Raw genomic sequence first — 12,231 nt, forward strand, 5'->3', positions numbered from 1 at the left:
TGTTTGTTCTATCGTACCAAATTACGCTTCCGCACAAAAAACGTATAGCACAATCGTATAAAAAAAGTGTAAAATAGTACAGGGTTTTAATTTTAGTATTTTGTTAACAGCAACGTTGGGTCAAATTTTCTATATTTGAGTAAGTACCTTCTAAAAAATATTTAGAAATGAATAACAATAGTAAGATTTTATTAAATACTCCAGAATTACGTAAGGAGAACCAACTATTGAGTCTTGTTGAAAACCAGACAAAATTCAATCTAAACAATTGTGAATTCAGTATATATGAGACTCACCAAACTGCCTTTGGTGTGAAACTTCATTTTGAAAATATTGCTTTTACGGCTATGCTTCGCGGCAAGAAACATATGAAACTGGATAATAAAACTAATTATTTTGATTATTTTCCGGGAGAAAGCATTCTGGTCGCTCCGGGTGAAACGATGGTTATTGATTTCCCAGAATCTGATGAAACCCCTACACAATGTATTTCTCTAAGCCTGAATCCAGAGTTTATAGAGGATTCTCTTAATCATTTGAATTATCATCTTCCTAAAGTGGATGATGACTCCCAATGGAATATACAGCTGGATGAATATTTCCTTTTTAATAATAAGGCATTGGCATCCGCTACGAACAATATCATGAGAATTGCCATGGATGATAATTCCCAGAAGGATATCATGGCTGATTTTGCCCTAAAAGAGCTTTTAATTCGGCTTATGCAAACCCAGGCAAGAAGCATGGTAGAAAAGAATATTGTAAAAAATAAGTCAAGGATCGGTTTTGCCGTAGATTATATCAGAAGAAATCTGCACCAGAAACTCTCTATTGAAAGTATCGCCAAGCTGGCATATGTAAGCAAATCCAATTTCTTTAAAATGTTCAAGGATGAACTAGGAACTTCCCCGAATGATTTTATTCTTCAGCAAAGGATCAGTAGGGCAAAAGAACTATTGGCAGGTCAGAATTCCATTAAAGAAACGGCCTATCAGACAGGTTTTTCTGACACCAACTATTTTACGAGGGTATTTAAACAATGGGAGGGTGTTACTCCGAAAAGCTACCAGAACATGAAACTTATTCGTAAGTAACATAATTACCTAAAAATAACCCAAAATACATTATAAAAAAAGAGCCCCACAAAAAATGGGGCTCTTAATAATAATATTGACTACTGACTAATAGCCTTTATTTTGTTCAACGTTTGGATTTGCTGAAATTTCTTTGATAGGAATAGGTAATGTAAACTTATCATCACCGATTGGAAGGTTGTTTGTAGGAATGATATCATCTGTATCATTTCTGTCCATTCCAACATTTGCTGCTCCCGCAAGTCTTTTTAAATCAACATAACGGTGCCCTTCAAGAGCTAATTCAATTCTACGTTCTTTCAGAATATCTGCATAAGCAAATTGAGCATCTGTATAAGCAGGCGTTACAGCTTTTCCTTCAGAGTTTCTTGCTTCTCTTACTTTCTGAATAAGATCATGAGCTGCTGTAAGATTCCCCGCTGCTGTTTCAGCTTCAGCAAGGATGAAATACATTTCAGATAATCTGAAAACTTTCACATCATTTCTTGTAGGAGTACCTGTCTTACCTGGATATTTATCGATAACCAACTTATCGTCTCTTGTAGCACCTGCTGTAGCGCTTGCATAATTAGGATTTGGAACTGAAGTAATATCTACATACGATGTTTTTCTAACATCTCCAGGAATATTCTGGAACAAATTGTAAAGATTTCTTCCCCAGAACCACATTGGTGTACCATCGATATTAGATTGGTTGGTATTCCATCTTGCACCGATAGCTTGTCCAGCTCCTAATGGCAGCCTGTTTAATGAGAAAATAATCTCTCCTCTTGCAGTGTCATTCCATAAGTTGTTATATGAATCAGCTTTAGTAAGGGTCAATCCTGATTTTGAAATTACATCCTCTGCATATTGTTTTGCTAAAGCTGTATTTCCTCGATAGAGATTAAAACGTGCACTAACTGCGTTTACAAATCCTTTATCTGCAAAATATCTTGCCGATTGACTGCTAGAGTATTCTAAAATACCTCTCGCGAAATCTAAATCCGCATTAATAAAATCATATACATCCTTGTTTTTAGCTCTTGGAAGTTTTGCATCTGTAGATGGAACATCTTTCAGAAGTATAACTCCTACGCCATCAGAATTTTTCATATCTTTTGCAAAATATGCTTCTAACTGTACGTAACAGTATGCTCTGATTGCTCTTGCCTGTGCTAGGATTTCATTGTATGTTTTCTTCTCTTCGGCATTTGCAGGTGTAATTTTCTTTGCTCCTTCAAGTAATCTGTTAACTCTGTTGATAACTCTGTAGTTATTCATCCAGATTCCCTCACTTTGAACAGTACTTACCGTTCCACCACCCGTTACGATAACAGAAGCTGGATCAAGGAAATATCTGTGTAATGAATACTCCTGACCTCCGCTTCCTGATCCAGGTTTTACCTCGTCTGTAAATACAGCGGTAAAGTAGATTTCATCAATCGGATCCAACTGAGCGTATACAGACCCGTTTAGTACTTCACCTAAATTGGCCACACTTGTATATAACTCATGTTCCTGTAATTCTCCCGGCTGTCTGATATCCAATGCATCCTGGCAGCTGTTTAATGTAAATGCAGCAGAAGATAAAGTTGCTACAACTAATATGGTATTTATAATTCTTTTCATAATTTCTTTCAATTAAAAATCAACATTTAACCCTACTGATACAGTTTTTGGGTTTGGATATACATTCAATGAATAAGAAGTAATTGGTTCCGGATCAAATCCTTTCCATTTTGTCCAGGTATAAAGGTTTTCTGCCTGAATAAATACTTTTATTCCTCTTACTGGTAATTTACCTAATTGATTTTTATTAAAGCTATATCCTAAAGAAACATTTTTAAGTCTGATAAAGTCTGATCTTCTTAGGAATCTGTCTGAAGATCCTAAGCTTGAATTCGTTGCTTTTAATCCTGGTACATCAGTATCTTTATTTTGAGGTGTCCATGCATTCAACAGATCTGCTGAAAGGTTTCTGTTTGCTGCTGCACTTGGATCAAACACCCATGATTCTAAGTTATCATAAATCCAACCACCTTGTTGGAAAGAGAACAAAGTATCAAGGTACCAACCTTTATGCTGTAAATTGAATCCGAAACCTCCTGTAAACTTCGCATATCTTGACTTTCCTGTCAGTCTTCTGTCTGCAGATGTTGGCTTTTCAGTGATGTTACCATCTTTATCAAGGAATTGCAGATTTCCGTTTTCACGATTCACTCCGATATATGGATATAACTGATACTGACCAGCAGGTCCGCCAATTGCATTTACTACATCTCCTGCAAGGTTTTCGCTTCCCATAGAAACGATTTTGTTAGAGTTGTATGCAGCGTTTGCGAAAATAGATAATCTTGTATTTTCAGTTCTGATCGCATTGTATTTAATTAATCCTTCAATACCTTTGTTATCAAGTATTCCATCATTACCTCTGATTGTATAATAAGCAGTAACTGATGATTTTTGAAGATCGTTGAACATTCTGCTCGTTCTCTTCTGATAATAATCAACGCTACCTTCGATCAAACCTTTATAATTAAAGTCAATACCAATGTTTGTCTGTTTTACCTGCTCCCATCTTAAGTCAGAATTAGAAAGGTTCACAAAATTATATCCTAAGATATTCTGGTATCCTGAAAAACCGTTGTAAAGATCAAGGAAGTTGTTTGGTAATAATGCTAACGGGTTAGAATTATCTGTAGCAATTCCTAAGTTTTGGTTACCAGTTGTACCAATAGACGCTCTTAGTTTTAGCAATCTGAATCCGGAATTAGCCATGAACTCTTCTTTATCAATATTCCATCTTGCTGCTAAAGACCAGAAAGTCTCCCATCTGTTGGTAGGAAGGAAACGGTAAGATCCATCTCTTCTGATCACCCCACTTACTCCATATTTGTCTTTGAAGTCATAATCTACTGTTGCAAAGTAAGCTAATGTACCCGCAGTAACTTTTGTAGCACTTACAGAAGGTCTGTAAAAGTTGGGAGTATCCGGGTTAAAAGGAATATAGCCCGTTCCTGCACCAAATTCCCATTGTAGAGGATTCAGGCCATTTTGTCTCTGGAAAGTCGTATTAACATGAGCTTTTACATAATCCATATAAGCCCCTGCATTAATCGTATGATCTCCAAAAGACTTATTGAATGTAATATTCGTAATACTGTTGAATGTTAAATCTCTTGTAGTGGTAAAATCTTCGTTACCTCCATATTTAGATCCATCACCGTTTGCAACACTTATCGACAGATATCCTAGCGGAGATCTTGCAAAAAGTTTTTCGTATTGTTTATATTCAATCCCTGTTCTGTTACCAATGCTTAAGAAATCTGTAATTTTATAATTTACATTGGCATTCGCAGAGATGCTTAATTCTGTAAATCTGTTTCTGATTCCTCCATTGATATTATCCTGAAGGACCCATTGTCTGTTATTCGTTGCATCTGATTTAATAGCATTGAATAATTCCTGACCATTTGCATATGGAGAAGGTCCTATGTAAGGTCTTGAAAGAACACCTCCGAATAATGGATTTTGAAGTGTATTAGCTGCAATCCCTGTGTTCGTTTCATCATCAAGCTGGTTTCTTTTGGAGAATCCTAAACCAATGATAGAACCGAACGTTAGTTTTCCGTCTTTAGATTTACCGTTGAGATTATTTCTCATGGTAAACCTTTTGAAATCTGTAGATCTTACAGTACCTTCACTTTCAAGATAACCTAAAGAGAGAAAGTTGTTGATGTTTTCACCACCTCCAGTAATGGAAAGGTTGTGCTGCTGAGAAATACCAACACGGGTAAATTGTTTATTCCAGTCTGTATTAGTTCCCCAATTATCAATCTGATCTTGTGTAAGGGTTTTACCTTTACCAGTCTGCAAATTTTTCTGAATCTGTAGCAACTCTCTACCATTTGCCATGTTGTATTTTGTATCAGGCAGCTGGCTAAAAGAAGTTAACGCGTCATAAGACACTTTTAGTCCGGAATTAAATCTTCCTCCTTTAGTGGTAATAACAACAACTCCGTTAGCAGCTCTGTTACCGTAGATCGCAGTTGCTTGGGCATCTTTAAGGATACTGAATGTTTCAATATCATAAGAATTCAGGTTTCTAAACTGAGAACCCGAAGTGATTACCCCGTCTACAACATACAAAGGATCTGTAGAGCCGTTAAGCGAGCTAGTTCCTCTGATCAGGATGTTGAATTTACCGGAACCCGGAGATCCTGATGCTGAATTCACAACAATCCCGGGAGCAGTACCCTGAATTGAATTCAATACAGAAATGTTAGGTCTGTTTTCCAAGGTCTCAGCACCCACTGTTACCGAAGAAGTTGTAGTTTTAGCTTTTGTAGATGTTTTACTATATCCTAAAACAACTACTTCCTCAATCTTAGTCTCTTTGTCCTTACCGTTCTTAGATTCTTTTTCTTGAGCAAATACAGCCTGACCTGTAAAAAACAGGACCCCTGCTGTCAAAACACGCAATTTCACATTCATATTAACAAATTTTAATATATTCAAGGTGACAAATATGTTAATAAAAATTAACAACATCAATTTATAAAGTGTCTAAAACTGCCTGTCATAAGGGAAACATCCTCACTTAATTCACAAAATCAATACAAAATCAATTTAATTATATTTAAAATATTAACAAAAAATAAATCAATTTCAACATTAACGGAATTTTAAGAAAAAATGAAATTAAAATTAAAATCCTTTAATTAATTAAATACAGTAAAAAAAATAAACCTAAACAGGAATTAATAGCGAAAAACATTAAATTAAATCTTTCACTAATTTTGAAAAAACAGTGAAAAAACCGATGATATTTTAAAAATCCGATTAAAAAAACAGAAGAAAACAGCAAGCCGACTACCTTTGTAAGGCAGTCGGCTTTTAAGTTGGGATTAAAAATTTGTTAATTATTTAATATCTGTCTCATTACGTATTTTGCTGATAATAGAATATGTAAAAAAATTTAATCTACTGATCCCACCACACCTTAACTTTCAGAGATTCAAATGGCACAGGTATCCCTGGTCCATTAGCCAAAGATGTCCCATTTACATTTACTTCTATCTGAGGGTATGATAATCTCCGAGGAATTACTCCTGATGTTCTGTTAAATGAAGGGGCGACTAATACAGGAAAACCAGTTCTTCTCCAATCAGTCCATGACTCATATGCACCTTGAAACATAGTAATCCATTTCTGTTCCATAATTCTTTCTAAAGAATTATTATATGCAACATTTGCTCCAGCTAAATAAGTTGAAAGTTTTGCATCAAGTCCAAGTGATAGAAAGTCTTGTGTTATGGCAGCGCCATAAGCTGACTTAGCTTGCGACATATTACCAGATCTAAAATATATTTCAGATTTAATAAAATTTACTTCTGCTGCACTCATTAAAACTACAGGAGAATCAGTGGATGCGTAAGCAGATCCAACACGAGAAAATAAATTTTCACCTGAATCATCTGTGTCTCCTCCCGGAATATTACCTCTATATTGTCCCTGAAATCCGGATCCATTATTCATTACTTTTTTAAAATAAACATCAATTCTTGGATCATTCAATGATTTTAATTTATCAACGATTGTTGAAGCTATTGCATTATCTTTTCTACCAGAAAGCACATCAAATTGATAAATAGGATTAGCATTTGAAGCAGAACTACCAAATTTCACTTTTGCATTAGTTCCAAATACTTCTATTAGGGATGGATTAGTTTCCAAAAACGCGGTTGCTCCATTAGGATTTTTTTTACTCAAATGATTAAGTAACCTTAATTTCAGAGAGTTACCAAATTTAATCCAATTATCAGTATTTCCTGAGTAAATTATGTCGTCAGTTCCTGGTTTCATACCCTCTTTGGTATTTATATTTGTAATCCCATCTTCAATCATTTTTACAAGTGCCGGATAAATCATTTCTTGTTTATCATAGGCAGGTGTTATATTAGCTAAGCCCTTCAATGCCTCCGAAAAAGGAACATCTCCAAAAATATCTGTTGTTATACTAAATGTGTAGGCTTGTAAAATTTGAGAAATCCCTACATACATTTTATCTCCAGATTCATTTCCTTTATTCTGTATTTCTCTTAAATCCATGAGAATATCATACATATTTTCCCAAAGACCATCAGTAGAAGAGGAAGTTATATTATACCTACCATAATCCAATGGTTGCCCTCTATGTCCAGAATAATATTGTACGATACTCGCAGGCATTCTTGTTACCTCACCACCTACAGTGTACCCCAAATGGACCTCAGCCGCAGTTAAAATAGTATTAATAGGAACGTTCGTAGGCTTATTAGGATCATTATTAATATCCAGCTCCTGGCTACAAGACTGAGTGAATGTTAGCAAAGAAACGCCTATTACAAAAGCAACATATCTGAAAAAATTATTTGTCATTTTCATTTTTAGATTAATTAGAATTGAACTTTTAAACTAAAACCAAATCCACGAGTAGTTGGAAAAGCCATACGTGAGACACCTTGAGCATTACCTGTACCAAAAGAGCTTGATTCTGGATCTATATGAGGAACCTTAGTCCATAAAAATAAATTCCTTCCATACAATCCGATGTCTACATTTTTTATATAATCAATCCCAGGAAGTTTAAAACTATATCCAATAGTAACCTCTCTTAATTTTACCCAATTATTTTTGTATACATATTCTTCGTTAGGATAAGCATTATTATACCATGTTGAATTTCTTTTTAAACTTATATCATTATCTTCCCCAGTTATATTACTTACCCCTGGAAAAATATAATTTTCTTCACGATTTAATGTTTTCTTTAATACTCCATAGGAGTCTAAAAGCTGTTCAGTTCCATTATAAATATACCCTCCAAATCTCATATCTAATAATGCTGTAAGATAAACTCCTTTATACTTAAATGATGTATTCACTCCTCCTGTCCAATCCGGTTCAACATAACCCAAATTCTCGCCGCTTTTCCACATTGGATATCCATAACTATCTGTTAAGATTTGTCCTTGATCATTCCTTGCATATGCCGTCCCTATAATAGAACCATATCTTTCACCTTTAATACCATAAATTGCAGGGTTTCCACTAAAGCCTCCTAAATATATTTTATCAACTCCAGGATATATTTCTTCTACCAATGAACGAATTCTGCTGAAATTAAAGCTAACATCCCAAGAAAAATTAGTTGTTTTTATTGGGGTAGCTCTAAAGATAAATTCAATACCATTAGAAGATGTTTTTCCACTATTAATTATTGTTGCACTTGCTCCTGAAGCAGGAGAGATGTCCAATGGAATAATACCATTTGTATTTACATTTTTAAAATACGTAAATTCAAGTCCTATTTTATCCTTAAGAAATCGAAGATCTGTTCCCACTTCATATTCCGTTGTGAATTCGGGTTTTAGATTAGGATTGTTTAAAGTATTGGCAACGGTATATCCAGGCAGATCCATAAATGGGAATGTTACCCCCGCTGTAAATCCATCCGCAAAAATACCTTTACTGTAAGTATTATAAATAGAGTAAGGACTTGCATCCCTTGCTGTACGAGAGATTCCGAATCTGACTTTACCATAATTCATAATATTTTTATTAACTCCAAAGGCATCCGTGAATATAAATGATAAACTTCCTCCAGGATAAAAATAACTTCTATTATTTTCTGGAAGAGTTGAGCTCCATTCCTGCCGGCCTACGAGATTTAAATACAAATAATTTTTATAGCTAAGTGTTGCATCTGCAAAGAGACCAAATAAGGTTCTTCTACTATTATAATAATATCCAGGATCAAAAATTTTAATATTATTTGTATTAATAATCTCCGGAAGCACTAAAGCTGTACCCGTAATGGTACTATTCTTATATTTCCTTATATTATAGTCTTGCCCCAAATTAAAAGTTAGATTTAGATCCTTGGTAATATTTTTATTAATATTTGCCATGAATGTTGAAGTCAGTTCTTCTCTTGTAATATCATCATAAACCAACTTACCATTTGGATTACCACCTGTATTAATATCCCTGAATAACACTCTACTATCTGTGAAGTAATCATTTCCAACCCGATATGTTAATTTTAACCAATCAGAAACATCATATCCTAAATTTACTCCCATAATAAAGCGATTACTTGTCGTTTTTGCTGAGTTTTTATTAACTGACCACAATGGATTATCAAAAGACCCTCCTCTAAAATTAATCTGCCTCCCATTATCTGGTCGTTGATAACCATATCCGTTAAGATCCCAGCTTACCGGTACATGAAATATTGAAAAAATTGGATTATTTCCATCCTGTCCCGCAAAAGGAACATTTCCCCATGATCTAATATAGGAAGTATTTATCCCTGCACTTAAACGTTCTGTAAGTTTAAAATTACCATTAAACCTGAAATTAATCTTTTCATATCCTTGATTAGGAATAATGGAAGTCTGGCTGTTGTGCCCTACAGAAAAAAATATATTTGAATTATTGATTGTTTGCGCTAGAGAAATATTATTTTCTTTTGCAATTCCACTTCCAAAAAAAGCTTTTCTTGGGTCATGCACCTTCAGTGATACAGATTGAGGGGGTATCCCCAGTATCGCTCCAGCAGCAGGACTTGTCACTATTTGACCTCCTATTCGTGGGCCAAAAGAAAGAGATGTACCTTCTGCGTATGTTCCATTATTTCCTTGAGCATACTCTGTTTGATAATCAGGTAATTTCAATGCATTATCTACACCATATCTTGTTGTAAATGTAATAAGAGGTTTATTCCCTCGTGTTTTCCCGGATTTTGTTGTAATAACAATAACACCATTTGAACCACGATTTCCGTAGAGTACAGCTCCTGCTGCACCTTTTAATACAGTAATATTTTCAATATCCTCCGGATTAATGTCTGCAACACGATTAGGAGAAGCCATACCACTAACTGTATTAGAATTCCCGTCGTTTGCATTGCTTATCGGAATTCCATCAATAACATACAAAGGCTCATTTGAATTAGTTAGAGACTTATTACCACCCCTTATCACTAAGCGACTAGCTTGTCCAGGAGCCCCTCCAGAAGCAATAACTTGCAATCCTGTAACTTTACCACTTAAAGAATTTACAACATTCTGATTGGCGACCTGTGTCAGTTCTTCACTATTTACTTTTGAAGCAGAATACCCCAGTGATTTTTCTGCTCTTTTAATACCTAACGCAGTTACTACAACTTCTTCAATTTCTTTCACCGAGTTTGTTGTGTCTTTCTTTGCTTTCTGCGCGGAAACCCCCTGTCCCAGAAAAAACAGTGCTCCGACACTTAATACACATAATTTCACATTCATGTTTAACAGTTTTTAATATATATGGAGACAAATATGTTAATAAAAATTAACAGACTCAACCGTTAAAATACTGGTAAACAGATGTTTAATGTAAAATTATTTCGTTAAAAAAACAAAATTTAAAAATAATCAAATAGTGATATATTTAAAAAAGGTAAAAAAAACCACACATTTCGATATTAACGGAATTTTAAAAATTATTAAAAATTCCTTCAACATACACATATTTTAAATAATTAATAAAAAAAGTAAATTTAAAAAAGAATTTTGATAAAAAAAATACAAAAACAAGTACTATATATTTTCAGTAAAAACAGATAAAAAGTATACACAAACCTATAAAAAATGAAAAAATAAAGCATTCCATACGCTGGAATGCTTCATTTTATATTTATTCTTAGTTGTACTATAACATTATTTTATTTCTGATAGCTGTAATATCTTGCTCCTGTTAAAACAGGATTTTCCGTTTCTACAGAGACAAGCCCGAATCCCTTGTAATTTTTGTTAACAGACTCGTTCAACAACTTTCGGTGAAGTTTTTCATAGGTATCAAAATCAACTGCTGTTCTTTGTTTCAAACTTTCGAATAAGTTCCATTTTTCCGCTATCTTTCTCCAGTTCTCTGAAACCCTTCCTGCAAAAATCTTTGATTTTGAACCACTTCCATATCCCACAAAGCCAATTTCTTTTCCGGAAAGATCTTCGTTTTCGTTAAATGAGGTCTGTAAGGCTGATAAAAAGGCCATAAAAACAGAAGCTGTATACATATTTCCTATTTCCGAGGATGCTCTCTGCGTTTTCTCAATTTTATCATTGATTAACTGTAAATAGCCTTCAGACTTCGCGACTGCTTTTTGTTCTTCCGGAGTTCCGTAGGGAAGTTCGTTTTCAAGACTGTAAATTTCAGTAAAGACCCTTTTCCCATGGAAGGCATAGGGAAGGTGAAAAATAATATATTTCCAATTATCATAGGGTTTCTCCTGACCTGTAATTTCTTTATAGTGATGGTAAGCCTCACGTATCCTATCCTGATAGCATTGATTAGAATATTGTCCGTCAAAAACAGGTTCATCGGTAAAAATTTCGATTTTTTCAGGGTAGGTTTCCGGAGCTCCCTTCAGGTCCTCTTTTTTATACATTCTTCTTGGTTTGAAAAAGTCAAAGACACTTTCTGAAGCAACACCCCAGTTGTTTTCAATTTCAAGAAGATCCGGTTTTGATGAAACCAAAAGAGCTACCGCGCCGCCGCCTTGCGTATATTCACCGGAAGAAGCCAGTTCATATTTTGCGTAATCACTGGCAATGACAACTGCTTTTTTATCCGGATTTACTCTTACAAAGTCCAAAGCATTATGCACTGCATCTACTCCTCCTACACAGGCAAAAGTCATATCTAGTACGTCACAGTTTCTGAAGCATCTGGTTCCAAATTTTTCCTCCAATACTTTTTCTACCATCTGTACAGCATACGAAGCTGTAGGTTTTGCAGCATCCAAAGCACTTTCTGTTCCCAGATACACTCTTGCTATTTCTTTCGGATTGATATCATAATCTTGTATAAGCTTCAGTAATGCTTCTGCTGCAAAGGTTGCAGCATCCTCATGGACATCAGAAAGACCCATTTTATGAAGACCTAAGCCTTTTTCCAATTTTGCTGGTTCTATTCCTCTTTTTTCTGCTAAATCCTTAATCTCCAAATATAAACCAGGCACATAATAGCCCGCTGCCTCAATTCCAAAACTCATAATTGTCTAAATTTTGAACGAATTTATGAAAGATAACGCAAAAAACAGCAGGAAAAAGTACTGACTTTTATAACCTCGTTA

At 34.7% G+C, this 12,231-nt stretch carries 6 protein-coding genes; 1 reads left to right on the plus strand and 5 read right to left on the minus strand.

Annotated features, from left to right (window positions below; all coding sequences use genetic code 11):
* Positions 1–167: 167 nt before the first annotated feature.
* Positions 168–1,094: an AraC family transcriptional regulator gene (locus M030_RS0116200; RefSeq protein WP_051585121.1), complete on the plus strand. Its 927-nt coding sequence runs from the start codon at positions 168–170 to the stop codon at positions 1,092–1,094.
* A gap of 87 nt (positions 1,095–1,181) precedes the next feature.
* Here M030_RS0116200 and M030_RS0116205 read toward each other — a convergent pair whose 3' ends face one another.
* The 5 genes from M030_RS0116205 to M030_RS0116225 all read right to left on the minus strand — a co-directional run bounded on the left by M030_RS0116205 (position 1,182) and on the right by M030_RS0116225 (position 12,150).
* Complete coding sequence (locus M030_RS0116205) at positions 1,182–2,705, minus strand: RagB/SusD family nutrient uptake outer membrane protein (RefSeq protein WP_027374457.1); 1,524 nt, start codon at positions 2,703–2,705, stop codon at positions 1,182–1,184.
* Between the two features lie 12 nt (positions 2,706–2,717).
* The gene (locus M030_RS0116210; protein ID WP_027374458.1) at positions 2,718–5,570 is read right to left on the minus strand and encodes a SusC/RagA family TonB-linked outer membrane protein; all 2,853 of its coding nucleotides are present in this window, start codon (positions 5,568–5,570) and stop codon (positions 2,718–2,720) included.
* 489 nt (positions 5,571–6,059) lie between these two features.
* Positions 6,060–7,502, minus strand: a complete 1,443-nt coding sequence (locus tag M030_RS0116215) for a SusD/RagB family nutrient-binding outer membrane lipoprotein (RefSeq protein WP_027374459.1) — start codon at positions 7,500–7,502, stop codon at positions 6,060–6,062.
* 11 nt (positions 7,503–7,513) lie between these two features.
* Entirely contained in the window at positions 7,514–10,402 is a 2,889-nt protein-coding gene (locus M030_RS0116220) for a SusC/RagA family TonB-linked outer membrane protein (RefSeq protein ID WP_027374460.1), read from the minus strand.
* 419 nt (positions 10,403–10,821) lie between these two features.
* The gene (locus tag M030_RS0116225; RefSeq protein WP_027374461.1) at positions 10,822–12,150 is read right to left on the minus strand and encodes a hydroxymethylglutaryl-CoA synthase family protein; all 1,329 of its coding nucleotides are present in this window, start codon (positions 12,148–12,150) and stop codon (positions 10,822–10,824) included.
* Positions 12,151–12,231: the final 81 nt, after the last annotated feature.

It is taken from the genome of Chryseobacterium sp. UNC8MFCol (genome assembly GCF_000482305.1).
Lineage (GTDB): Bacteria > Bacteroidota > Bacteroidia > Flavobacteriales > Weeksellaceae > Chryseobacterium > Chryseobacterium indologenes.

Coding starts and splice junctions, on each gene's coding strand:
- M030_RS0116200 (WP_051585121.1), top strand. CDS start 168: ATGAATAACAATAGTAAGATTTTATTAAATACTCCAGAATTACGTAAG.
- M030_RS0116205 (WP_027374457.1), bottom strand. CDS start 2,705: ATGAAAAGAATTATAAATACCATATTAGTTGTAGCAACTTTATCTTCT.
- M030_RS0116210 (WP_027374458.1), bottom strand. CDS start 5,570: ATGAATGTGAAATTGCGTGTTTTGACAGCAGGGGTCCTGTTTTTTACA.
- M030_RS0116215 (WP_027374459.1), bottom strand. CDS start 7,502: ATGAAAATGACAAATAATTTTTTCAGATATGTTGCTTTTGTAATAGGC.
- M030_RS0116220 (WP_027374460.1), bottom strand. CDS start 10,402: ATGAATGTGAAATTATGTGTATTAAGTGTCGGAGCACTGTTTTTTCTG.
- M030_RS0116225 (WP_027374461.1), bottom strand. CDS start 12,150: ATGAGTTTTGGAATTGAGGCAGCGGGCTATTATGTGCCTGGTTTATAT.